Genomic DNA, 23244 nt, shown 5'->3' on the forward strand with positions numbered 1-23244 from the left:
AATTTTTGGATAATCGCGTGGAAATTTTAGATTTTCATGAGGAAAGTCCATGCTAGCACTGGCTGTGATGCCGGTAGTGTTTGTGCTAGGCGAAGAAATAAGCCTAGGGACGGATTTTTCCGTTACGGCGACCGAAAGGGCTAAGTCTTTGGATATGTCTGATTAGGTCTGAAAGTGCCACAGTGACGTAGTTCTTCTGGAAACAGAAGAAGTGGAACGCGGTAAACCCCTCAAGCTAGCAACCCAAACTTTGGTCGGGGCATGGAGTGCGTGGAAGCGAACATAGCACTCTGACTGGAAACAGTAGACAGATGATTATCGAAGGAAATGGTGCCTAGTCATTTCCGGAACAAAACATGGCTTACAGAAAATTGCATATAGGCTGAGGCTGGGACGGCAAGTCCTGTCCTCTTTAAATTTTATAATAGAATAGCAAGAGAGTGGCTGAGCGCTCTATTCTCTGCCAAGTTCAACTAGCTGTTGCTTCATTTGTCTGATGGACATTTCAAGGAATGAGCTAATTGATAAATGGCAGCGAAACCTTCTCAGCCCAAAATTTAAAAAGGGAGAGTGAGGAAAATCGATGTGACGAAATCACGATTTTTGTCTCACTCCCTTTGTTTGTATAGATTGGAATCCATTTAAAAAGCCAAGATGAAAGAAAAATTTAATTTAATTGCGACCGCAGCGGCAGGGCTAGAAGCTGTCGTCGGCCGTGAAATCAGAGAGCTGGGACTTGATTGTCAGGTCGAAAATGGCCGGGTTCGCTTTGAGGGTGATGTCAGTTCCATTATTCAAACCAATCTCTGGTTGCGCGCGGCCGATCGGATTAAGATTGTAGTTGGCAGTTTTCCAGCCAAGACTTTTGAAGAGCTCTTTCAGGGAGTTTTTGCTCTGGATTGGGAGAATTATCTACCGCTGGGAGCTAAATTTCCTATTTCCAAGGCCAAATGTGTCAAGTCAAAACTTCACAATGAGCCTAGTGTTCAGGCTATTTCTAAAAAGGCAGTTGTCAAGAAGCTGCAGAAGCATTATGCACGTCCGGAAGGGGTGCCCCTGCAGGAAAATGGAGCTGAGTTTAGGATAGAGGTTTCTATTCTAAAAGATGTAGCGACGGTCATGATTGATACAACAGGGTCTAGCCTCTTCAAACGTGGCTATCGTGTCGATAAAGGCGGTGCACCGATTAAGGAAAATATGGCAGCGGCCATTTTACTCCTGTCCAATTGGTATCCAGATAAGCCTTTGATAGACCCGACTTGCGGCTCTGGTACTTTTTGTATCGAGGCAGCCATGATCGGGATGAAGATAGCGCCGGGACTCCATCGTTCCTTTGCCTTTGAAGACTGGAATTGGGTGGATAAAGACCTGGTAGCCCAGGCTCGCTCGACTGCACTCAGTCAGATTGATCAGACCATCCAGCTGGATATTTCTGGATCGGATATCGATGGCCGTATGGTAGAGCTAGCTCAAAAAAACGCTGAGCAAGCAGGAGTAGCAGAGCAGATTCACTTTAAGCAGATGCGTCTGCAGGATTTGCATACAGATAAGATTAATGGTGTGATTATCTCTAATCCGCCGTATGGGGAGCGCCTCCTAGATGATGAGGCTGTGACTCGTCTTTATCAGGAGATGGGAGAAACTTTTGCTCCGCTCAAAACCTGGAGCAAGTTTATCCTGACTAGCGATGAAGCTTTTGAAAGCAAATATGGTAGTCAGGCCGATAAAAAACGCAAACTTTATAATGGAACTTTAAAAGTTGATTTGTATCAGTATTTTGGCCAGCGGGTTAAACGTCAGTTAGATTAGAAAGGATTTGCCGTGACGAAAGAAGAAAACTACTCACCGGAAGAAGAAAAGAAAGAGTCGGTCCTTGATTTTGAAGAGGCCAAGGAAATGACAGTCGGTCAAGCTACTCGTAAAAAAGAGGAGCTGGAAGCCGGTGTGAATGAAAGCGACAATGTGCTGGATAAGTATATCAAGCAGCACCGTCAGGAAATCGAAGCTGGAAAATTTGAAACCCAGAAAATCAGAAAGCTGCAGGAGCAGGAAGCGGCTCAAGCTGAGCAAGCCACTTCTGATTTGACCGATTTCATCAAAGAAAGACGGCAAGAGGTTGAAAGTGAGCAGGAGATTCCAACAGCACAGTCGCCCGGCACTGAGACAGCAAGTGAACCAGAAGCAGCTCCAAACCCCTTAGGTTCTCGCAGTCAACGCTCAGAGCAGGAAGATGCGGTTCCCGCTGCTCCCGTTCAAAAGACATCTTACGGTCCTATTCCAGAACCGCTTGATGAGAAGGAATTACAGGTTCCTAAGACGCCTTTCTACAAGAAAAAAGCTTTCCTTTATCCAGTCTTAGGACTTTTAGGGATTGCTGTAGCGGGCACAGGGCTTTACTTTGCTCTGGGGCATAATTGGGGCCACAAGACCGTTACAAGCTCCAGTTCTTCAACATCGCAGTCCAGCAAAAAGAGCTCGTCTTCCTCTAGCTCTGATAATATTGCCAAGGATTTGAAGTCCTTTAATGATGAGTATGCTGCATTCTTCACAGATAGCAATCAGACAGCTGTCAAAAATAGTAAATTTGGCGACTTGGAAAAATTAAAAACCTTACTTGAAAAGCTAAAAGGCAGCAAAGACTATGATGCAGCCAAGAGCAAGTATGATTCCCTAGTAAAACAAATTTCAGCTATCCAAAGTGTCAATTCGCAGTTTGATGGCGGAGCGATCACTGACGGCGTCTTGAACAAGGAAGCCAAGGCCAATACCAATGCGACCTTCTCAGATGTATCAAGTGGCAATGCTAAATTAGATGAAGTTCTAAAAGCAGCGATTGCCCAAGGACGCGGCCAACAGATTCCAACACCGGCTCCTGCTACTGATCAGGGAGGCACCGGTACGGGTACAAGCGGCGGTTCAAGCTCGTCTGCTTCTGGTTCAGGCGCTTCCAGCTCATACTCTGGCTATGGTCTTCCAAGCAATGGAGTAAATCTGCAGAGAGATCTCAGTCGAGTCCCTTATAACCAAGCGGCTATTGATGACGTCAACAATCCAGCTTGGACATTCAACCCTGGCGTTCTGGAGAAGATTTTGCAAACTTCCCGTGAACGTGGCTATATTTCTGGTGATAACTATATCCTGGAACGCGTCAATATTATTAAAGGAAACGGCTACTATAACCTCTTCAAGCCAGACGGTACCTACCTCTTCAGTATCAACTGTAAGACTGGCTACTTCGTCGGAAATGGACCAGGTCATGCTGACTCACTTGATTTCTAGTCATCTTTGAACATTTCTTCAGCAGCTGACTTTCTAGTTTGTTGATGGATTTCATTATACATGCACAAAAAAAGTTCTCAATTTCGAGAACTTTTTATTGTTTTAAATCACATGGCGTTCAAAGGCATCATCTGAGATTCCTTGGCTGAGAATAAGTTTAGCCCATTCTTTGGCTGAGAAAAGGCTGTGATCCTTGTAGTTTCCGCAGGATTCAATGGTTGTTCCAGGGACATCTTCCCAGCTAGTTGACTCAGCGATTTCTTCCAGACAGGATTTGATGACCTGAGCAATCTGGCTGGAGCTGTGTTGGCCCCACATAATCATGTGAAAACCGGTGCGGCAGCCAAAAGGCGAGCAGTCAATCATACCATCAATGCGCTTGCGAATCAGCATGGCTAGCAAATGCTCGATGGTATGCAGGCCGGCAGTTGGAATGGAATCTTCGTTAGGCTGAACCAAGCGGATATCAAAATTGGAAATGATGTCGCCTTTAGGGCCAGTTTCTTCTCCGATAAGGCGGACATAAGGTGCTTTGACAATGGTGTGATCCAGCTCAAAGCTTTCAACGATAACTTCTTTAGACATGTTTTCTCCTTTACAATGTAGCGAGTGCGAGAAGGTTTTTCTAGTGATATCAAGCCATAGATTTGTCTTGTTAGCGAAGAAAAAGCCTGTCTCATATACTCCTTTTCTTTCTCTGATTATAGCATAAAAATTTTTTATTTGGGAATAAAGTTTAAGTTTTAGAAAAATAAAAAGTTTGAATAATCTTGTTTATGGTTTGAAAAAGTTTTGGTGCTCAGGCTTCTACAAACTTTGATGATTTTGTCTCTAAAAAATGGACAAAAGCTTTCTTGATTTTCAAAAAATAGGTTTGTGAATTTTTTAGATTTGTGATAGAATAGTATGGAATTTTGAATTCAACAATTAAATAGATTTGGAGTAAAAACATGGACCTATTTCCTATAATTATGTCTGTTTTTGCTGCCATCATTGGTTTAGTGATTGGATATGTAAGTGCCTCGGCTAAGATGAAATCATCTAAAGAAGCTGCAGAGCTTACTCTTTTAAATGCTGAACAAGAAGCAACCAATTTACGCGGACAGGCTGAACGCGAAGCTGATTTGATTGTCAAAGAAGCCAAGCGAGAAACAAGTTCGCTTAAAAAAGAAGCACTTTTGGAGGCAAAAGAAGAAGCCAGAAAATATCGTGAACAAGTTGATGCAGAATTTAAGTCTGAACGTCAAGAGTTAAAACAAATCGAAAGCCGCTTGACAGAGCGTGCTTCTACCCTTGACCGCAAAGACGATAATTTAAGCAACAAAGAAAAGGCTTTGGAGCAAAAAGAACAAAGTCTCTCAGATAAATCTAAACACATTGATGCGCGTGAAGAACAAGTAGCGGAACTTGAAAAGCAGAAGGCAGCAGAGCTGGAGCGAGTTGCTTCGCTATCGCAGACAGAAGCGCGTGATATTATTTTGACGCAGACCGAGGACAAGCTTTCTAAAGAGATTGCGACTAGAATTCGGGATGCTGAGCAAGATATCAAAGAGCGGTCTGATAAGGTTGCGAAGAATATCTTGGTCCAAGCCATGCAGCGTATTGCCGGTGATTATGTAGCTGAGCAAACCAACTCAACGGTGCATCTGCCAGATGACAGTATGAAGGGTCGGATTATTGGCCGTGAAGGTCGCAATATCCGAACTTTTGAAAGTCTGACTGGTATTGATGTCATCATTGATGATACGCCTGAAGTGGTTACTCTCTCAGGTTTTGATCCGATTCGACGTGAGATTGCTCGTATGACCATGGAAGCACTCTTGAAAGATGGTCGCATTCATCCAGCCCGCATCGAGGAGTTGGTTGAGAAGAATCGTCTGGAAATTGACAATCGCATCCGTGAGTACGGGGAAGCAGCAGCTTATGAAATCGGAGCTCCTAACCTGCATCCTGATTTGATGAAAATCATGGGTCGCTTGCAGTTCCGTACTTCTTATGGTCAGAACGTCCTGAGGCATTCTATTGAGGTTGCCAAGCTTTCCGGTATCATCGCTGCTGAGCTAGGTGAAAATGCTAATTTAGCTCGCCGTGCTGGATTCCTCCATGATATTGGCAAGTCTATCGACCGTGAGGTTGAAGGCAGCCACGTGGAAATCGGGACAGAACTGGCTCGTAAGTACAAGGAGCATCCAGTTGTTGTTAATACGATTGCCAGTCACCACGGAGATGTGGAAGCGGAAAGTGTCATTGCTGTTATCGTAGCTGCAGCAGACGCTCTCAGTGCTGCTCGTCCAGGTGCCCGCAGTGAATCTCTGGAAAGCTATATCAAGCGTCTCCAAGATTTGGAAGAAATCGCTAATAGCTTCAAGGGTGTCAAGAACAGCTTTGCTTTACAAGCCGGTCGTGAAATCCGGATTATGGTTCAGCCGGACAAGATTAAGGATGACAAGATTACGATTTTGGCTCACGATGTTCGTGAAAAGATCGAAAATAACTTAGAATATCCAGGCAATATCAAGGTAACAGTTATCCGTGAGATGCGAGCCGTTGACTACGCAAAATAAAGAAGAAATGCAGTCTGGTAACAGATTGCTTTTTTCTTGAATGTTCTGCTGGCCTATTTAGTTTTCCGTATGATTGCTTGCTTATTTTTTCTATTTTCTCAAAACTCTAGACACATACATTTCTTCCTATCCTCTTGAAATATCAGCCTAATTTTGTTACACTAGATAGAAAGACTGTGAAGGAGACATGATGACGGAACGAGGCTTACTAATCGTCTTTTCTGGTCCCTCTGGTGTAGGAAAAGGGACTGTTAGACGAGAAATTTTTGAAAGCACTGATAACCAATTCCAGTACTCGGTATCCATGACGACTCGTCCTCAGCGTCCAGGTGAAGTGGATGGAGTTGACTATTTCTTCCGCACTCGCGAGGAGTTTGAAGAGCTGATTCGTCAGGGACAGATGCTGGAGTATGCAGAGTATGTAGGAAACTACTACGGGACGCCTCTGACTTATGTCAATGAAACGTTGGATAAAGGTATTGATGTCTTCTTAGAGATTGAGGTTCAGGGAGCTTTGCAAGTCAAGAAAAAAGTTCCAGATGCCGTCTTTATTTTTTTGACTCCTCCAGACTTAGAAGAACTCAAAGACCGCTTGGTCGGCCGTGGGACAGACAGTGCTGAGATTATCGCCCAGCGCATTGAAAAGGCCAAAGAAGAAATTGCCCTCATGCGCGAGTATGATTATGCCATTGTCAATGATCAGGTTCCGCTGGCTGCCGACCGAGTCAAGCGCGTGATTGAAGCAGAGCATTTCCGAGTAGACCGTGTTATCGGCCGTTATCAGGACATGCTTCCAAAAAATGAAACGATTATTCGATAGAAAGTTAGAAATTAGGTAGAAAATTATGATGTTAAAACCGTCTATTGACACTTTGCTGGACAAGGTTCCGTCAAAGTATTCCTTGGTTATTTTAGAAGCTAAGCGCGCTCATGAGCTTGAAGCTGGAGCTCCCGCTACGCAGGAATTCAAGTCTGTCAAATCCACTCTTCGTGCTTTGGAAGAAATTGAATCCGGCAATGTCGTTATCCATCCAGATCCAGAAGGCAAGCGTGAGGCAGTTCGCCGTCGGGCAGAAGAAGAGCGCCTGCGTAAAGAAGAAGAAGAACGCAAGATTAAAGAGCAAATCGCTAAAGAAAAAGAAGAAGGTGAGAAGATTTAAGGTTGGGGATGCTCAATCTTATTTTTTCTGTGACGATGTTGAGGAAAGTGGGGTGAGAATATGAAGGTGGCAAAGATTATTGTGGATGTTCCTCTGATGCAGACGGACAAGCCCTATAGCTATGCTATTCCAGAAGAGTTTGTAGGGATGCTGACAGCTGGCATGCGGGTCCATGTTCCTTTTGGGCAGGGAAATCGCCTGATTCAAGGGATTGTGGTTGGTTTTGATGAGACAGGAGACCAAGAAGAGCTGAAGGAGATTGCGGAAGTCCTTGATTTCAGTCCCGTGCTGAATCAGGAACAGCTCTGGCTGGCGGATGAGCTGCGCAAGTCAGTCTTTTCCTATAAGATTAGCCTTTTAAAGGCCATGCTGCCTAGTCTTCTCAACTCCAGCTATGATAAACTACTCTATCCGACGGAGCTGCTGAATGATGAGGAGCATTCAGCTATCTTTGGTCAGGAGGACAGTCTTCGCTTTTCTGATTTGGACAAGAAAAGTCAGGCCAAGCTGATGCGACTGACCCAGACTGGCCGCATTCGGCTGGAGTATCAGGCGACGGACAAGAAGCATATTAAGACTGAGAAATGGTATCAGGTCAATCATACCGCTCTGCAAAATCATGACCTTCCCCGACAAGCCAAGAAAAAACAAGCATTAAAAGAAGTCTTGCTGGAGCAGCAGGATAGCCAGCTCTTGGCAGATTTGCGAGAAAATTTTTCGCGCGATATTATTAATTACTTTATCAAAGAAAACCTAATTAGCATTGAGGATAGAGAAATCAGCCGTTCTGTTGCTTATTTCCAAAAGGAGCGACAGCAGCAAAGTCTGACCTTAAATGATGAACAAGCCGCAGCGGTTGCGGCAATCACTCAGAAAATTGGTCAGAGTCATTCTCAGCCAGTCCTCTTAGAAGGGGTCACGGGCAGTGGGAAGACCGAAGTTTACCTACAGGTCATCGCAGAGGCACTGGCCCAAGGCAAGACCGCTATCATGCTGGTTCCAGAAATTTCTCTGACTCCGCAGGTTACAGATCGCTTTATTTCTAGATTTGGGGACCAAGTTGCTATTTTGCATTCTGGTCTGTCCGACGGTGAGAAATATGATGAGTGGCGCAAGGTGGAGCGAGGAGCTGCCCAGGTTGTTGTCGGCGCGCGTTCAGCTATTTTTGCTCCGCTGACAAATATTGGAGCCATTATCATTGATGAAGAGCATGAATCCTCCTACAAGCAGGATTCCAATCCTCGCTATCATGCCAGAGAGGTGGCTCTCCTGCGAGCTCAGTACAATCAAGCTGTTCTAGTGCTGGGTTCGGCAACTCCGAGCTTGGAGAGCCGTGCCCGAGCAAGCCGTGGAGTCTATGATTTTCAGCTGCTCAGCAAGCGTGCAAATCCGCTGGCGCAGATTCCTCAAGTGGAAGTGGTGGATTTTCGGGATTATATCGGGCAGCATGAAGCCAGTAATTTCACCCCGGTCCTGCTAGAGGCTATTCAAGATCGTCTGGATAAGGGAGAGCAGACGGTTCTCATGCTTAATAGGCGGGGGTATTCCAGCTTTGTTATGTGTCGGGAATGCGGGACCGTTGACAGCTGTCCCAACTGTGATATTTCTCTGACCCTGCATATGGACACTAAGACCATGAACTGCCACTACTGTGGTTATACTAAGAACATCCCTCATAGTTGTCCTAACTGTGCCAGCCGCAGCATCCGCTATTATGGGACAGGGACGCAGAAAGCTTATGATGAGCTGGTTCAGCTCTTTTCACAGGCTCGCATTTTGCGGATGGATGTAGATACGACCCGTAAGAAAGGCAGTCATGAAGCCATTTTAGAAAGCTTTGGTCAGGGTCAGGCAGATATTCTCTTAGGCACCCAGATGATTGCTAAGGGGCTGGATTTTCCAAACGTGACGCTAGTTGGTGTTCTCAATGCAGATACTGCTCTTAATCTACCGGACTTTCGCTCTTCAGAGCGAACCTTCCAGCTGCTGACTCAGGTGGCGGGCCGGGCTGGTCGGGCTGAAAAGGCTGGTCAGGTCTTTATCCAGTCCTACAATCCTCATCATTATGCCATTGAATTTGCCAAGCAGCAGGATTACGAGGGCTTTTATGCTTATGAAATGGGAATCCGCCGGCAGCTAGGTTATCCGCCTTATTACTTTACGGTCGGACTGACTCTTTCGCACAAGGATGAAGAGACAGCAGTGCGAAAAGCTTATGAGGTTATGGATATTCTGCGGAGCGGTCTGTCAGAAAAAGTGCAAATACTGGGTCCAACGCCGAAGCCCATTGCCCGCACCCATAATCTCTATCATTATCAGATTTTGCTCAAATATCGCTTTGAAGACAAGCTGCAGACGACGCTAAATCAAGTCTTGGACTGGACACAAAATCGGGACAATAAAGATTTACGCCTGACAATTGATAATGAACCACAAAATTTTATGTAAAGCTTTTTAGCCGAGATTAAGGTTGTTGTAGACGACTTCTGATATAATAAGGGAAGGAACAAAAAAGGAATCAATAGTTGAAAATGATGAAAATAATATTTATGGGAACACCGGACTTCTCAGCGACTGTCCTAAAAGGGCTGCTGGACAGCGGTCAATACGAAGTGTTAGCAGTGGTAACGCAACCGGACCGTGCCGTCGGCCGTAAAAGAGAGATTCGCATGACTCCAGTAAAAGAATTGGCCTTGGAATACGGGCTGCAAGTTTATCAACCGGAAAAGCTGGCTCAAAGCTCGGATTTAGAGGAGCTGATGAACTTAGAAGCAGATGGTATTGTCACAGCTGCTTTTGGGCAGTTTTTACCTAGCCGCTTACTGGACAGTGTTGACTTTGCGGTGAATGTTCATGCTTCTTTGCTGCCTAAATACCGAGGTGGTGCGCCCATTCACTATGCTCTGATCAATGGTGATGAGCAAGCGGGTGTTACGATTATGGAAATGGTCAAGGAGATGGATGCTGGAGATATGATAGCCAGCAGAGCGGTGCAGATTGAAGAGACTGACAATGTTGGAACTCTCTTTGAAAAATTGGCGCTTATCGGTCGAGATTTGTTGTTGGATGTGCTGCCAGCCTATAGGGCAGGGCAGATTATCCCTCAGCCGCAAGATCCTAGTCAGGTCACTTTCTCTCCGAATATCAGCCCAGAAGAAGAGAGGATAGACTGGAGCAAAACAAACCGCCAAATTTTCAATCAAATTCGCGGCATGTATCCTTGGCCAGTAGCTCATACCTTGCTGCAGGGGCAGCGCTTTAAGATTTATGAAGCAGATATGGTAGATGGCGACGGTCAGCCTGGACAGATATTGTCTATTAGTAAAAAAGAACTGGTGGTTGCAGCTGGTAAGGGAGCCCTCTCGCTGAAGACGGTTCAGCCTGCTGGCAAGCCCAAGATGGCTATCGTTGATTTTTTGAATGGACTGGGCCGCAGCCTGTCCATAGGAGATGCTTTTGGAAAGTAAGCAAAAAACGGCCCGTTGGCAGGCCTTGGAAATTTTGGAAGAAGTTTTTGAAGAAGGAGCCTATTCCAATATCGCCTTAAACCGAGCTCTGAGTCAAAGTCCGCTGAGCCAAGCAGATAAAGGTCTGGTAACAGAGCTGGTTTACGGCACAGTTGCTCGGAAAATCACTCTGGAATGGTATCTATCCCATCTGATTGAGGATAGGAACAAATTAGATAACTGGCTCTACATTCTGCTTATGCTCAGTCTGTACCAGATGCTCTATCTGGATAAAATCCCTCAGCATGCAGTTGTTCATGAGGCTGTTGAGATTGCGAAAATCCGTAAGCGTGGCAGCGAGAAATTTGTCAATGCCTTGTTACGTAGGATTGAGCGTGAGGGTGTGGCTGATTTTGAAACAATCAAGCGCAAAAACAAACGCTATTCGATCCAGTATTCTTTGCCGGTCTGGCTGGTCAAAGACCTGATAGAAGAGTTTGGCGAAGAAAGAGCTCTAGCTATCTTTGCCAGTCTCTTTGTTCGCAGCAAGGCCAGCATTCGCGTGACGGATATGTCGCGCAAGGCAGAGCTTCGCCAGCTTTTAGGGGCTGAGAACTCGCTTTTATCTCGGTCAGCCTTGGTTAAAAGACAGGGGCATTTTGCTGGGCATCAGCTCTTTGAAAGCGGAGCGATTACGATTCAGGATGAGTCTAGCCAGCTTGTGGCTCCAACTCTGGACATCGAAGGAGAGGAGGAGATTTTGGATGCTTGCAGTGCACCGGGGGGCAAGACTGTTCACATGGCTTCCTATCTGACGAGCGGCCACATTACAGCCTTGGACCTCTACGATCATAAGTTAGAGCTCGTAGAAGAAAATGCAGAAAGAGTGGGCTTGGCAGATAAAATCACAACTAAAAAGCTGGACGCGACCAAGGTATTTGAGACTTTTGGCCCAGATGCTTTCGATAAAATCCTGGTGGACGCTCCTTGCTCAGGTATTGGCTTAATTCGCCGCAAACCAGATATAAAATATAATAAAGAAAATGCAGATTTTGAGAATTTACAAAAAATTCAGCTGGATATACTAGACAGCGTTTGTCAAAGTCTACGTAAAGGTGGTATAATAGCTTATAGTACTTGCACGATTATGGCCAAAGAGAATTTTGAGGTTGTTGAAAAATTTCTGGCCAGTCATCCGAACTTTGAGCAAGTCTTATTAGACCATGAAAGAAAAGATATCGTCAAAGACGGCTGTATCTTAATTACGCCGGAATTATATGAAAGCGACGGATTTTTTATCAGTCAATTTAGGAAGATATCGGAATAAGAGGAGGAAACTGACAGTATGGAAATTTCATTATTAACAGATGTTGGTCAAAAGCGTACAAATAACCAAGATTATGCCAATCTTTTTGTGAATCGGGCGGGCAAGACCCTGATTATCTTGGCAGATGGTATGGGCGGTCACAGAGCTGGAAACATTGCCAGCGAAATGGCTGTGACAGACTTAGGAGCTGCCTGGGTTGATACTCAGATTGATTCGGTGAATCAGGTGCGTGAATGGTTTGCGGAGCACTTGGAAGAGGAAAATCAGCGCATTCATCAATTTGGTCAAGATGAAGAATACAAGGGCATGGGTACGACTTTGGAAGCCTTGGCTATTATTGATAATCAAGCCATCTATGCTCATATCGGTGATTCTCGTATCGGCTTGATTCGCGGTGATGAATACCGTCAGCTGACTAATGATCACTCGCTTGTTAATGCTTTGTTGAAAGCTGGACAGATTACTCCAGAAGAAGCGGAGCGTCATCCGCAGAAGAATATCATTACCCAGTCTATTGGTCAAAAAGACGAAGTGCAGCCTGACTATGGCATGATCACTTTGGAGGATGGTGACTACCTTCTGCTTAATAGTGACGGTCTGACCAATATGATTTCAGACAGTGAAATTTGTGACATTGTCACCAGCGACATCAGCCTGTCTGAAAAAACAGAAACCTTGATTCGCTTTGCCAACAATGCTGGAGGACTGGATAACATCACAGTTGCTCTGGTTCGCTTTGACAAGGAGGATAAGGCATGATTCAAATCGGCAAAATCTTTGCCGGGCGATATAAAATCATCAAGCAGATTGGCCGCGGAGGCATGGCAGATGTCTATTTGGCCAAGGACTTGATTTTGGATGGTGAGGAAGTTGCGGTAAAGGTTCTTAGGACCAATTACCAGACAGATCCTATCGCTGTCGCGCGTTTCCAGCGGGAAGCTAAGGCGATGGCTGACTTGGACCATCCGCACATCGTTCGGATTACTGATATTGGGGAAGAAGATGGCCAGCAGTATCTGGCTATGGAATACGTGGCAGGTCTTGACCTCAAGCGCTATATCAAAGAGAATTCTCCGATTTCAAATGAAGAAGCAGTCAGAATCATGGGACAAATCTTGCTGGCAATGCGCTTGGCGCATACACGAGGTATTGTCCATCGTGACCTGAAACCACAAAATGTCCTCTTGACCCCAGATGGCAATGCCAAGGTAACAGACTTTGGGATTGCGGTGGCCTTTGCAGAGACAAGTCTGACTCAGACTAACTCAATGCTAGGCTCGGTTCATTATCTATCACCTGAGCAGGCGCGTGGCTCTAAAGCAACTGTTCAGAGTGATATTTATGCGATGGGGATTATTTTTTATGAAATGCTGACTGGTCATATCCCTTATGATGGGGATAGTGCCGTTACGATTGCCCTGCAGCATTTCCAAAAGCCGCTGCCATCCATCATTTCTGAAAATCCTAATGTGCCTCAAGCCCTGGAAAATGTGGTCATTAAGGCGACAGCCAAAAAACTGACGGATCGTTATCAGTCAGTTGCAGAGATGTATGTTGACTTGTCCAGCAGCTTATCTTATGAGCGTCGTAATGAAAAGAAATTAGTCTTTGATGATGTAGCGAAAGCAGACACCAAGACCTTACCAAAAATCTCACCTGTACCGCAGCCAGCAGTTCCACCTGTTAAGCCAACTCCAGCTAAAACGGAATCGGATGAAGTTAAGGAAGAGACAGCTGATACGGTTAAGAAAGTTCCAAAGAAACGTCGTTTGAGAACGCGTTACAAGGTGCTTTTCTTTGCAGTCCTATTGGTTTTGGCAGCTTTTGTTGTCCTTCTCTATAACAGCCCGTCTAATACCAGCGTGCCAGATGTTTCTGGTCAGACTGTAGCAGAGGCTCGCTCCGCTATCGAAGCTAAGAAGCTGGTTGTCGGAGACGAAAAGGAAGAATACAGCGACAATGTCGAATCTGGCAAAGTCATTAAAACTGATCCACAGGCCAATAGTCAGCGCCGCGAAGGCAGCAAGATTGACCTGATTATTTCCAAGGGACCCAAGACCTTTGTAATGGAAGATTATGTCGGTCAAGCAAAATCAGCCGTGGTTGAAAATCTGAAAACAAACTATAATGTTTCTGAGAAATTGATTGAGATTGTTGAGGAGGAATCGGACGAGTACGAGCCAGGTCAGGTCATTCGTCAGTCACCAGCAGCTGGTTCGACCTATGATTTGACTTCTAATCATAAGATTAAGCTGACAGTGGCCAAAGAAGTAACTAGTGTGTCTATGCCTGACTTTGGTAGCATGCAGTACACCTACGCTAATGCACGTTCTTACTTGATTCAAATGGGAATTTCTTCTTCCCGAATTGAGCGAGTTGTTGACCGTTCGGTCTCTTCTACTCAGGCAGACTTGGTAACTTCCCAGTCACCAGCAGCTGGTCAGACAATTGACCTCAAGTCTAATGAAAAAATCACTCTTTACGTGACAGAAGCAACAACACCATCGTCATCTAGCTCGTCATCTTCATCGTCTAGTAGCAGCTCAAAGAGCAGTTCATCGTCCGATGATGAAAGTCATTCTAGTAGCTCTAGTTCTTCCGACCATTGATGAAGCTAGGCCATCCTTTTAAGCTTTCTGGCTTGAAAGGATGGTTTTTTCTTTGTTGCTGGACAAATTTCCCCATTTCATGCCTTGGACGGAGGATTTTTGGCCTAATTTTGTTAAAATAGGAAGGTAGAGAAAGGAAACGGCTATGTGGAAGGTTCAATTATTTGTTTTTGTTGAAACAGTCTTATTATCCATGGCATTGGTTACCATGTTGGCAGCTGATTTTTCACGAGTTGTCATTATCTTGGTCCTTTTTTTGCTGCTGCTCTATTATTACTTCGGCAAGCAAAAAGGGAATTTTCTGCTAGTCGCTTCCATGATTATGCTGTTTTTCATTATTATGCTCAATCCCTACGTCATTGCTGCCCTTTTATTCGCGCTGGTTTATGGGATGATTGTGGCCTACCCTTATATCTATAAGGAAAATCAAGAAACCCATCTCGTTTACGAAGAAGATGTAGAAATTCAGAGTGAGAAGAATCGCTGGCTGGGGGACCTGCAGCATTTTTCTAAGGACAGCTGTCAATTCCACGACATCAATCTCTTGCGCATTGTTGGGAAAGACACCATTCATTTGGAAGACGTGATTTTAGTCAACCATGATAACGTCATTGTCATTCGAAAAGGTTTTGGTGATACCAAGATTATTGTGCCGCTGGATGTGGAAATTCAGCTGCAAATCAATACTCTTTACGGGGAACTGAACTTTCTGCATCATCCATCCCGCAAGCTGCGCAATGAAACTATTTCGCTGACGACACCAGACTATAAACGGGCCAATAAGACAGTGAAGATTGTCCTCGTCAGCTTCTTAGGAAATGTGGAGGTTGTCAGAAAGTGAAGAAATCAAATTATTTTCTCATTCTCCTCTATACTTTCTTTGTCTTATTTATCATCTTCCATTATATTTTCAATATTTTCGATTTCACTTGGCAGGAGCTCTTTAATGATTTGGAGCTATTGCAGTCATTTGTTTTCTTTGTTGTGATTATCGGTTTATCACTGACCATTCTGATTGTGATAGCAGCTCGCTTGATACAATATCTGTCGGTAGCCCATGTGCAAAAAAATCTTCGGCGTTTGCTGGATGGACGGAGGCTGGAGCCAACAGACCAACCCGACCTGGATCGCTCTCTGCATCAGCTTGAGAGAAGGCTGCACCGTCTGACAGAGAATCTCCAAAAATCTGAAAACCAATCCCTGCAGACAGAAGAAAAAATTATCGAAAAAGAACGGCGGCGGATTGCGCGTGATTTGCACGATACTGTCAGTCAGGAATTATTTGCAGCCAATATGATTCTGTCAGGAGTAGCTGGAAATGTAGAACGGCTTGATGGAGAAAAACTGCAAAAGCAGCTCAAGGGGATTGCAGATATTCTTGACACAGCCCAGAAGGATTTGCGGATTCTTCTGCTCCACCTACGACCTACAGAGTTGGAAAATAAGACTCTGGTCGAAGGTATGGATGTGATTATCAAGGAGCTGACTGATAAAAGCGACATTGATGTTCACTTCAATCATCAGGTTGGGCATTTACCCAAACAGATGGAGGAGCATGTCTTCAGGATTATGCAGGAAATTATCAACAACACACTGCGGCATGCCCAGGCCAGTCGGCTGGATATTTATCTCTATCAGGCGCCTAATGAGCTTAAAATTAAGGTATCTGATAATGGCGTCGGTTTTGATCCGCTGGCTCAGGATGAACTCAGCTACGGCTTGAAAAATATGGAAGACCGTGTGCGGGATATGGCGGGCACTTTTAAGCTTTTGACAGCTCCCAGAAAAGGTCTTTCTATTGAAATCACGATACCTTTACTAGAAGGAGAAGATCATGAAGATATTGTTAGTGGATGACCACCAGATGGTCAGATTGGGATTGAAAAGTTACCTGGAACTGCAAGATGATATAGCAGAAGTATCTGAAGCAGTCAATGGTAAAGAAGGAGTTGAGCAGGCTTTGGCAAGTCGTCCGGATGTGATTATCATGGATATTGTCATGCCTGAGATGAATGGGATTGAAGCGACACTGGCCATTTTGAAAGAGTGGCCGGAAGCAAAGATTCTGATTTTGACTTCTTATCTGGATAATGAAAAAATTTATCCTGTTCTGGATGCAGGCGCTCATGGATACATGCTTAAGACTTCCAGCGCTGAAGAAATTCTCCGTGCCGTCAAAAAAGTGGCCAAGGGAGAATTTGCCATTGAAACAGAGGTCAGCAAGAAAGTGGAGTATCATCGTAACCATATCGAGCTCCACGAGGATTTGACAGCTCGCGAGCGTGATATTTTAGGGCTTTTAGCCAAGGGTTATGAAAATCAACGGATTGCGGATGAGCTCTTTATTTCCCTCAAAACGGTTAAGACTCATGTCTCCAATATCTTGTCCAAATTGGAGGTGAGCGACCGCACTCAGGCAGTTGTTTATGCTTTTCAGCACCATCTTGTCCCACAAGAAGACTTTTAATGGTATAATAGAAAAGATTAAGATTGGACAAGGGGAGATATGGACGCAAAATTAAAGTATAAGGCAAAAAAGATAAAAATTGTCTTTTTCGATATAGATGATACCCTGCGGGTCAAGGATACAGGTTTTATTCCGGATTCTATCCAGACAGTTTTCAAGCAGTTGAAAGACAAAGGGATTTTGACGGGTATTGCGTCTGGACGAGGAATGTTTGGTGTCGTGCCGGAACTGAGAGCTTTGCAGCCAGACTTTTTCGTTACCCTGAACGGAGCCTATGTCGAAGACAGCAAAGAAAAGGTGATTTCTCAGACGGTTATCCCGTCTGATAGAGTGATGTCCTATATTGCTTGGGCTCAGGAAGTAGGGATTGACTATGGTTTGGTCGGCAGCCATGGAGCAGCCTTGTCCAATCGAAATTCTCTGATTTCAGAGGCTATTGATGTGGTTTATCCAGATTTGCCTGTAAATCCAGACTTTCATTTAGACAAGGATATTTATCAGCTTTGGACCTTTGAAGATAGAGGAGATAGCCTGCAGCTGCCAGAGGCGTTAGCGGAGCATCTGCGTTTGGTTCGCTGGCATCCTCATTCGTCAGATGTCGTGCCGACAGAAGGTTCCAAGGCAGCTGGAGTTTCCAAGGTTGTCGAGCATCTGGGCTTCAAACCTGAAAATGTCATGGTTTTTGGCGACGGACTCAATGATCTGGAATTGTTTGACTATGCCGGAATTGGCATTGCTATGGGCGTTTCCCATGAAGAACTGCGAAAAAGAGCAGATTATATTACAAAAACAGTAGAAGAAGACGGTATTTTTGCCGCCTTAGAGGAGTTAGGTATGGTAGAAAAAGAATTACATTTTCCACAAGTAGAACTTGCAGCAGCAGAAGGTCCAAAAGCGACTATCAAGACTAATCACGGGGACATGAAAGTTCAGCTTTTTCCAGAACAGGCACCAAAAACAGTAGCCAACTTTATTGCCCTTGCTAAAGATGGATATTATGACGGTGTGATTTTCCACCGCATTATTCAGGACTTTATGATTCAGGGTGGCGATCCTACTGGTACTGGTATGGGCGGTCAGTCTATTTATGGCGAGAAATTTGAAGATGAGTTTTCACCAGAATTGTACAATATTCGTGGGGCTCTTTCCATGGCAAATGCTGGGCCAAATACTAATGGAAGTCAATTTTTCATTGTTCAAAATAAAAATCTTCCTTATTCAGCTAAGGAATTGAGCCGCGGCGGCTGGCCTGAAGCTATCGCTGAAGTCTATGCCAGTCAGGGAGGAACTCCGCATTTGGATCGGCGCCACACTGTCTTTGGTCAGCTGGCTGATGAAGCGTCCTATCAAGTTTTGGACAAGATTGCAGCTGTTGAGACGGGTGCGATGGACAAGCCCGTGGAAGATGTTGTGATTGAGACGATTGAGGTAGAAGACTGATGAAAATCGGTGATAAATTAAAAGGCAAAATCACTGGGATTCAGCCTTATGGAGCTTTTGTTGAACTGGAAAACGGAACGATTGGCTTGATTCATATCTCAGAAATTCGTCCGGGTTATATTGAAAATATCCATGATAGTGTAAAGGTTGGCCAGCAAGTCTTGGTTCAGGTTGTGGATTATGATGAATTTTCTGGGAAGTCCAGTCTGTCCATGCGGACCCTAGAAGAAGAAAAGCACCGCCTCCCTAGACGCCACCGCTTTTCAAATGACCGCTGTAAAATTGGTTTTGAGCCTTTAGGCAGACAGCTGCCTATCTGGATCAAAGAGGCAAAAAAATTCTTAAAAAAAGAAAAAGTTTAAAAAATATCCTGTTCTCTTATCGAACAGGATATTTTTGTTTTAGATAGAATTGCCGTTCAATTCATAGCCGACTGCTAAATTGAAATGGACATATTTTTCAAAAATACTAAGCATCAAATTCATAGAGAGCGGTAGACAGATAGCGTTCGCCGTTATCAGGTGCCAGAGCAAGGACTTTTTTGCCAGCTCCTAGTTTTTTCGCTACTTCAATAGCTGCGAAAATAGCAGCAGCAGATGAAATTCCCACTAAGAAGCCTTCCTGACCGCCAATATAGCGTCCAAATTCCAGTGCTTGATCAGAAGTTACGCGGACAATACCGTTATAGGCTGCTGTATCCAAGGTCTCTGGAATGAATCCAGCTGAAAGCCCTTGGATTTTGTGAGGGCCTGGCTTCTCACCAGAAAGGATAGCAGATTCGTCTGCTTCGACTGCGTAGATTTGGATGTCCGGATTAACTTTTTTGAGAGCGTGAGATACACCGGAAATAGTTCCGCCAGTTCCGACACCGCCTACAAAGGCATCCAGTCCAGTTTCACTGAAAGCAGCGATAATTTCTGCTCCTGTTGTTCGTTCGTGAACCTCTGGATTGGCCGGATTGTTAAACTGCAGTGGCAACCAACCATTGCGTTCTTGTGCGATTTCTTGTGCTTTTGCAATAGCGCCTTTCATTCCTTCGCTACCCGGAGTCAAGACCAACTCAGCACCATAAGCTTGGATAATCTTGCGGCGCTCCACACTCATGGTTTCAGGCATAACAATGACAACCTTGTAGCCTTTGGCTGCTCCAACCCATGAAAGGCCAATACCGGTATTTCCACTAGTTGCTTCAACGATGGTATCGCCAGGCTTAATAAGGCCATCGCGCTCAGCCGCCTCAATCATGCTGAGAGCAATCCGGTCTTTAACAGACGAACCAGGATTGAAAGCCTCTAACTTCACATAAACCTCAGCAGCTCCTTCTGGAACCAAGTTGTTCAATTTGACGATGGGAGTTTGCCCAATTAGTTCTGTAATGTTTTGATAAATACGTGACATAGAATACATACCTCAATATAATTTAATAGAATTAGTATAAAATGAAATAAGAGCTTTGTAAAATATAAAAAAGCTATGAGAGCCATAGCTTTTCTTTATGTCAAAACATCAAGGGGACTTCTACTTGGCGCAGTCCTTGATCCATCATCTCCAATTTGCCCTTAAAAAACTCAGTCAGTTTGTCTTTAAGCAGTTCTCTTTCACCTCTGTCAACGAAAAGAAGAGTGGAGACAGTATCTGTAAATTCAGTATCGTATTCAGCAAGATTTTCCGCCTTAAGAAAATTCGCAAAATCCTGATATTGGCTGTAAGACAGTTGTAGGCGCAGGCCAGCTTGTTCTTTTATTTCAACCAGCCCAATCTCCTTGATAGCCAGAGCAACACTGCCAGCATAAGCTCGAATCAGACCGCCGGCTCCTAGCTTAATACCGCCAAAATAGCGAGTAACCACAACGCAAAGATTGGTCAAATTGTGCTTTTCTAGAACTCCCAGCATAGGAACTCCGGCTGTTCCGCTGGGCTCCCCATCATCACTGGTCCGCTTAATATCGCTCTTTTCTCCAATGATAAAAGCAGAGCAGTTATGAGTAGCCTTGTAATGTTCTTTTTTTATAGCAGCGATAAAAGCGCGAGCCTCTTCCTCAGAGTAAACTCGTTTTACATGGCAGATAAAGCGGGATTTTTTAATTTCCTCTTGAACCATACCATCTTCTTTAATTGTCTTAAATTCCATAACTATATTTTACAAAAAAAGACGAATTTTGCCAAAAAATTACGAATAAATAAGTATGTTAGAGTTACAAGATTGTTTAGGACGGATATTTACAGAAAATCAGTTAGAGCCTAGCTTGCGAGCACAAGCAAAAGAAATTCCCAGTATCCGAGAAGAAAAAGGCAAGCTCCGCTGCGGACGCTGCAACAGCTTGATTGAACGAGAAAATCAGCTACCTGTTGGAGCTTATTATTGTAGAGAATGCTTACTATTGGGTCGGGTACGGAGTGACCAAAAACTCTACTATTTTCCTCAAGAGAATTTTCCTAAAAATAAAGTGCTTAAATGGCAGGGGCAACTGACAGAGTTTCAGGGGAAGGTCTCCAAAGGCTTACTGGATGCGCTAGAGAAAAGACAGAATACGTTAGTGCATGCTGTTACTGGCGCTGGAAAAACAGAAATGATTTACCAAGTGCTTGCAAGAGTTATTGATAGAGGAGGGTCTGTTTGCTTGGCCAGTCCGCGGATTGATGTTTGTTTAGAACTTTATCGGCGCCTAAAAGAAGACTTTTCTTGTGAAATAGCCCTTCTGCATGGGGAGTCAGAAGCTTATTTTCGCAGCCCCTTGGTAATTGCGACCACCCACCAGCTCTTAAAATTTTATCGGGCTTTTGATTTGTTGATTGTGGACGAGGTAGACGCTTTTCCTTATGTGGATAATCCCATACTGTATCACGCTGTAGAGAGTTCAGTTAAAGAGGATGCTACAACTATTTTTCTGACAGCCACTTCCACAGATGAATTGGATAAAAGAGTTCAAAAAGGTGAGTTGAAACGCCTGAGTCTTCCCAGAAGATTTCATGGTAATCCCTTGACCATCCCTCAGAAAATTTGGTTATCTGATTTTCAAAAACATCTTCAGAAGAAGAAAATAACACCTAAGCTTTTAAAATATATACAAAAACAGAGGGAGACTCAATTTCCTCTCTTAATATTTGCTGCAGAAATTCAAAGAGGAGAGGATGTTGCTCATGCTTTGCAGATAGCTCTGCCTGATGAAAAGCTGGCTTTTGTCGCCTCTACAACAGAAAATCGTCTAGAGATTGTCGAGCAGTTTCGTCGCAAGGAGATCACTATTTTGGTGACAACGACTATCTTAGAGCGTGGAGTAACTTTTCCTGGCGTAGATGTTTTTGTCTTGGAAGCCAATCATCGTTTGTTCAGTCGTAGTGCTCTGGTTCAGATTTCAGGCCGAGTTGGTCGTAGTATGGATAGACCGACTGGACAGTTGCTATTTTTTCATGATGGGACTACCCTTGCTATGGAAAAGGCAATCCGGGAAATGAGAGATATGAATAAGGAGGCGGGATTATGACAACGTGTCTTTTATGTAAGGGACAAATTGAGGAGAAAAGTAGTTTTTTACAGCTTTTTCTATTAAGAGAAGAAGGGGCAAGCTGCTGCTCCACTTGTTATCAAAATTTTGAACACATATCTGAAGAGCATTGCCCTCGCTGTTTTCGCAATGGAAAATCAGATTTATGTGCAGATTGCCAAAAATGGGAGGAAGAGGGGGAACAAGTCCAGCATCAGTCACTATTTACCTATAATGAAGCAATGAAGGAATATTTCAGTCAATACAAGTTTCAGGGAGACTATGTATTGCGCTTTGTATTTGCAAAAGCAGCTAAAAAAGCAGTCAAAATGTTTAGAGAGCATACCATTGTTCCGATTCCAGTCAGTATCGAAAAATTTCAAGTGAGAGGTTTTAATCAAGTGCAGGGGATTTTAGATGCTGCAAACTTGTCATACAGAGATATCTTAGAGAAAAATGACACCCTAGCACAGTCGAGCAAGACACGTGAGGAGCGTCTGCAGACGCAGCAGGTTTTTAAAATTAAGAATGGAGTTGATTTGCCAGATAAAATTTTGCTGGTTGATGATATCTATACGACTGGAAAAACCTTGCAATTGGCTAAGCAAATCTTGCTGGAAGCAGGAGTGAAAGAAATTTTGACATTTTCAATCGCAAGATGAGAAAAAATTTGCAAAAAAGGAATGAAAGCGTTATAATGATATTATAAATAAAACATTTATGTTTAGAAAGAAGGTACTTATATGCTTAAATATAGTATCCGTGGTGAAAACCTAGAAGTAACAGATGCTCTCCGTGACTACGTAGTTTCTAAACTTGAGAAGATTGAGAAGTATTTCCAAGCAGAGCAAGAACTTGATGCGCGTGTGAACCTCAAGGTTTACCGTGAAAAGACTGCGAAAGTGGAAGTAACAATTCCGCTAGGCTCCATCACTCTTCGTGCAGAAGATATCTCTCAGGATATGTATGGGTCAATTGATTTGGTTACAGATAAGATTGAGCGCCAAATCCGCAAAAATAAAACCAAGATTGAAAGAAAGAATCGCAATAAGGTTGCTACAAGCCAGCTTTTCACAGATTCCTTTGCTGAGGAAGCAGAAGAAGTCCCATCAAAAGTTGTCCGTTCAAAACACATAGATTTGAAGCCGATGGACTTGGAAGAAGCGATTCTGCAGATGGATTTATTGGGACATGATTTCTTTATCTATTCCGATGCAGAGGACAGTAGCACAAATGTTATATACCGTCGAGAGGATGGAGATATTGGTCTGTTAGAAGTCAAATAAATAAGAAAATAGGGTTGAGAGCATGTTTCTCAACCTTTTTAGATTATAGAAAGTCATACTGTCAGCTGACATAGAATAAGTACCCTAGGCACAAAGAAATTAACTTTATACATACAGTTGAAAAATAAACTTCAAAAAAAAACAAAAAAATTGGAAAAAGGTATTGACAGGTTGGTGGTAT

Annotated in this window: 21 protein-coding genes and 1 other RNA gene; 19 read left to right on the plus strand and 3 right to left on the minus strand. The window is 43.9% G+C overall.

Annotation, left to right across the window (positions count from 1 at the left end; translation table 11 throughout):
* Nucleotide 1: 1 nt before the first annotated feature.
* The 3 genes from rnpB (at nt 2) to O3621_RS10075 (ending at nt 3279) form a co-directional block, all read left to right on the plus strand.
* Nucleotides 2-369, plus strand: an RNA gene (rnpB, locus tag O3621_RS10065) — RNase P RNA component class B.
* A 285-nt stretch (nt 370-654) separates the two neighbouring features.
* Nucleotides 655-1809 carry a class I SAM-dependent RNA methyltransferase gene (locus tag O3621_RS10070; protein ID WP_149566090.1) on the plus strand — a complete coding sequence of 385 codons (1155 nt, stop codon included), beginning with the start codon at nt 655-657 and terminating at the stop codon, nt 1807-1809.
* Nucleotides 1810-1821: 12 nt separating this feature from the next.
* On the plus strand, nt 1822-3279 hold the full coding sequence (locus O3621_RS10075) for a cell division site-positioning protein MapZ family protein (protein WP_149566091.1): 1458 nt from the start codon (nt 1822-1824) through the stop codon (nt 3277-3279).
* Nucleotides 3280-3381: 102 nt separating this feature from the next.
* Here O3621_RS10075 and O3621_RS10080 read toward each other — a convergent pair whose 3' ends face one another.
* Nucleotides 3382-3864 (minus strand): S-ribosylhomocysteine lyase, encoded by a 483-nt coding sequence (locus O3621_RS10080; RefSeq protein ID WP_002893508.1) that lies wholly within the window; start codon nt 3862-3864, stop codon nt 3382-3384.
* Nucleotides 3865-4229: 365 nt separating this feature from the next.
* Between O3621_RS10080 and O3621_RS10085 the strand changes: the two genes are divergently transcribed.
* The 13 genes from O3621_RS10085 (at nt 4230) to O3621_RS10145 (ending at nt 18654) form a co-directional block, all read left to right on the plus strand.
* Entirely contained in the window at nt 4230-5843 is a 1614-nt protein-coding gene (locus O3621_RS10085; protein ID WP_371514134.1) for a ribonuclease Y, read from the plus strand.
* A 187-nt stretch (nt 5844-6030) separates the two neighbouring features.
* A complete protein-coding gene (gene gmk, locus O3621_RS10090; RefSeq protein ID WP_002893505.1) occupies nt 6031-6663 on the plus strand; it encodes a guanylate kinase in 633 nt (210 codons plus the stop codon).
* A gap of 25 nt (nt 6664-6688) precedes the next feature.
* Nucleotides 6689-7003, plus strand: a complete 315-nt coding sequence (gene rpoZ / locus O3621_RS10095) for a DNA-directed RNA polymerase subunit omega (protein ID WP_002893503.1) — start codon at nt 6689-6691, stop codon at nt 7001-7003.
* Nucleotides 7004-7063: 60 nt separating this feature from the next.
* On the plus strand, nt 7064-9451 hold the full coding sequence (locus O3621_RS10100) for a primosomal protein N' (protein WP_314449823.1): 2388 nt from the start codon (nt 7064-7066) through the stop codon (nt 9449-9451).
* Between the two features lie 83 nt (nt 9452-9534).
* Entirely contained in the window at nt 9535-10470 is a 936-nt protein-coding gene (gene fmt, locus O3621_RS10105; protein ID WP_314365943.1) for a methionyl-tRNA formyltransferase, read from the plus strand.
* Nucleotides 10460-11776, plus strand: a complete 1317-nt coding sequence (gene rsmB / locus O3621_RS10110; RefSeq protein WP_314365941.1) for a 16S rRNA (cytosine(967)-C(5))-methyltransferase RsmB — start codon at nt 10460-10462, stop codon at nt 11774-11776. Before fmt ends, rsmB begins: the two co-directional genes overlap by 11 nt.
* 18 nt (nt 11777-11794) lie before the next feature.
* Nucleotides 11795-12535 carry a Stp1/IreP family PP2C-type Ser/Thr phosphatase gene (locus O3621_RS10115; protein WP_002893499.1) on the plus strand — a complete coding sequence of 247 codons (741 nt, stop codon included), beginning with the start codon at nt 11795-11797 and terminating at the stop codon, nt 12533-12535.
* Nucleotides 12532-14385 (plus strand): Stk1 family PASTA domain-containing Ser/Thr kinase, encoded by a 1854-nt coding sequence (gene pknB, locus O3621_RS10120; protein ID WP_002909001.1) that lies wholly within the window; start codon nt 12532-12534, stop codon nt 14383-14385. Before O3621_RS10115 ends, pknB begins: the two co-directional genes overlap by 4 nt.
* Nucleotides 14386-14530: 145 nt before the next feature.
* Nucleotides 14531-15226 carry a cell wall-active antibiotics response protein LiaF gene (gene liaF, locus O3621_RS10125; RefSeq protein ID WP_002893496.1) on the plus strand — a complete coding sequence of 232 codons (696 nt, stop codon included), beginning with the start codon at nt 14531-14533 and terminating at the stop codon, nt 15224-15226.
* Entirely contained in the window at nt 15223-16242 is a 1020-nt protein-coding gene (locus tag O3621_RS10130) for a sensor histidine kinase (RefSeq protein ID WP_314450341.1), read from the plus strand. The genes liaF and O3621_RS10130 overlap by 4 nt, the downstream gene beginning before the upstream one ends.
* On the plus strand, nt 16220-16852 hold the full coding sequence (locus O3621_RS10135; RefSeq protein WP_002926512.1) for a response regulator transcription factor: 633 nt from the start codon (nt 16220-16222) through the stop codon (nt 16850-16852). Before O3621_RS10130 ends, O3621_RS10135 begins: the two co-directional genes overlap by 23 nt.
* Nucleotides 16853-16891: 39 nt before the next feature.
* Nucleotides 16892-18292, plus strand: a complete 1401-nt coding sequence (locus O3621_RS10140; RefSeq protein ID WP_268697484.1) for a bifunctional Cof-type HAD-IIB family hydrolase/peptidylprolyl isomerase — start codon at nt 16892-16894, stop codon at nt 18290-18292.
* The gene (locus O3621_RS10145) at nt 18292-18654 is read left to right on the plus strand and encodes a S1 RNA-binding domain-containing protein (protein WP_111675398.1); all 363 of its coding nucleotides are present in this window, start codon (nt 18292-18294) and stop codon (nt 18652-18654) included. Before O3621_RS10140 ends, O3621_RS10145 begins: the two co-directional genes overlap by 1 nt.
* A 106-nt stretch (nt 18655-18760) precedes the next feature.
* On the opposite strand, the gene cysK is transcribed toward O3621_RS10145, so the two are convergent.
* Both cysK and O3621_RS10155 read right to left on the minus strand, forming a co-directional pair.
* Nucleotides 18761-19690: a cysteine synthase A gene (gene cysK, locus O3621_RS10150; RefSeq protein WP_004185656.1), complete on the minus strand. Its 930-nt coding sequence runs from the start codon at nt 19688-19690 to the stop codon at nt 18761-18763.
* Nucleotides 19691-19790: 100 nt separating this feature from the next.
* Nucleotides 19791-20423 (minus strand): YigZ family protein, encoded by a 633-nt coding sequence (locus O3621_RS10155; RefSeq protein ID WP_371514135.1) that lies wholly within the window; start codon nt 20421-20423, stop codon nt 19791-19793.
* A gap of 55 nt (nt 20424-20478) precedes the next feature.
* On the opposite strand from O3621_RS10155, the gene O3621_RS10160 reads away from it, so the two are divergent.
* From O3621_RS10160 to hpf, 3 genes are all read left to right on the plus strand, one after another.
* Nucleotides 20479-21777 (plus strand): DEAD/DEAH box helicase, encoded by a 1299-nt coding sequence (locus tag O3621_RS10160; RefSeq protein ID WP_371514136.1) that lies wholly within the window; start codon nt 20479-20481, stop codon nt 21775-21777.
* A complete protein-coding gene (locus O3621_RS10165) occupies nt 21774-22439 on the plus strand; it encodes a ComF family protein (RefSeq protein WP_101771700.1) in 666 nt (221 codons plus the stop codon). Before O3621_RS10160 ends, O3621_RS10165 begins: the two co-directional genes overlap by 4 nt.
* Before the next feature lie 81 nt (nt 22440-22520).
* Complete coding sequence (gene hpf, locus O3621_RS10170; RefSeq protein ID WP_002903257.1) at nt 22521-23063, plus strand: ribosome hibernation-promoting factor, HPF/YfiA family; 543 nt, start codon at nt 22521-22523, stop codon at nt 23061-23063.
* The last annotated feature ends 181 nt before the right edge of the window (nt 23064-23244 follow it).

The sequence above is a fragment of the Streptococcus sp. 20925_1_22 genome (genome assembly GCF_041431685.1).
Taxonomy (GTDB): domain Bacteria; phylum Bacillota; class Bacilli; order Lactobacillales; family Streptococcaceae; genus Streptococcus.

What these genes read in the sequence shown, in the direction of transcription:
- O3621_RS10070 (WP_149566090.1), top strand. Translation starts at nt 655, where the DNA reads ATGAAAGAAAAATTTAATTTAATTGCGACCGCAGCGGCAGGGCTAGAA.
- O3621_RS10080 (WP_002893508.1), bottom strand. Translation starts at nt 3,864, where the DNA reads ATGTCTAAAGAAGTTATCGTTGAAAGCTTTGAGCTGGATCACACCATT.
- O3621_RS10085 (WP_371514134.1), top strand. Translation starts at nt 4,230, where the DNA reads ATGGACCTATTTCCTATAATTATGTCTGTTTTTGCTGCCATCATTGGT.
- gmk (WP_002893505.1), top strand. Translation starts at nt 6,031, where the DNA reads ATGATGACGGAACGAGGCTTACTAATCGTCTTTTCTGGTCCCTCTGGT.
- rpoZ (WP_002893503.1), top strand. Translation starts at nt 6,689, where the DNA reads ATGATGTTAAAACCGTCTATTGACACTTTGCTGGACAAGGTTCCGTCA.
- O3621_RS10100 (WP_314449823.1), top strand. Translation starts at nt 7,064, where the DNA reads ATGAAGGTGGCAAAGATTATTGTGGATGTTCCTCTGATGCAGACGGAC.
- fmt (WP_314365943.1), top strand. Translation starts at nt 9,535, where the DNA reads ATGATGAAAATAATATTTATGGGAACACCGGACTTCTCAGCGACTGTC.
- O3621_RS10115 (WP_002893499.1), top strand. Translation starts at nt 11,795, where the DNA reads ATGGAAATTTCATTATTAACAGATGTTGGTCAAAAGCGTACAAATAAC.
- pknB (WP_002909001.1), top strand. Translation starts at nt 12,532, where the DNA reads ATGATTCAAATCGGCAAAATCTTTGCCGGGCGATATAAAATCATCAAG.
- liaF (WP_002893496.1), top strand. Translation starts at nt 14,531, where the DNA reads ATGTGGAAGGTTCAATTATTTGTTTTTGTTGAAACAGTCTTATTATCC.
- O3621_RS10135 (WP_002926512.1), top strand. Translation starts at nt 16,220, where the DNA reads ATGAAGATATTGTTAGTGGATGACCACCAGATGGTCAGATTGGGATTG.
- O3621_RS10140 (WP_268697484.1), top strand. Translation starts at nt 16,892, where the DNA reads ATGGACGCAAAATTAAAGTATAAGGCAAAAAAGATAAAAATTGTCTTT.
- O3621_RS10145 (WP_111675398.1), top strand. Translation starts at nt 18,292, where the DNA reads ATGAAAATCGGTGATAAATTAAAAGGCAAAATCACTGGGATTCAGCCT.
- cysK (WP_004185656.1), bottom strand. Translation starts at nt 19,690, where the DNA reads ATGTCACGTATTTATCAAAACATTACAGAACTAATTGGGCAAACTCCC.
- O3621_RS10155 (WP_371514135.1), bottom strand. Translation starts at nt 20,423, where the DNA reads ATGGAATTTAAGACAATTAAAGAAGATGGTATGGTTCAAGAGGAAATT.
- O3621_RS10160 (WP_371514136.1), top strand. Translation starts at nt 20,479, where the DNA reads ATGTTAGAGTTACAAGATTGTTTAGGACGGATATTTACAGAAAATCAG.
- O3621_RS10165 (WP_101771700.1), top strand. Translation starts at nt 21,774, where the DNA reads ATGACAACGTGTCTTTTATGTAAGGGACAAATTGAGGAGAAAAGTAGT.
- hpf (WP_002903257.1), top strand. Translation starts at nt 22,521, where the DNA reads ATGCTTAAATATAGTATCCGTGGTGAAAACCTAGAAGTAACAGATGCT.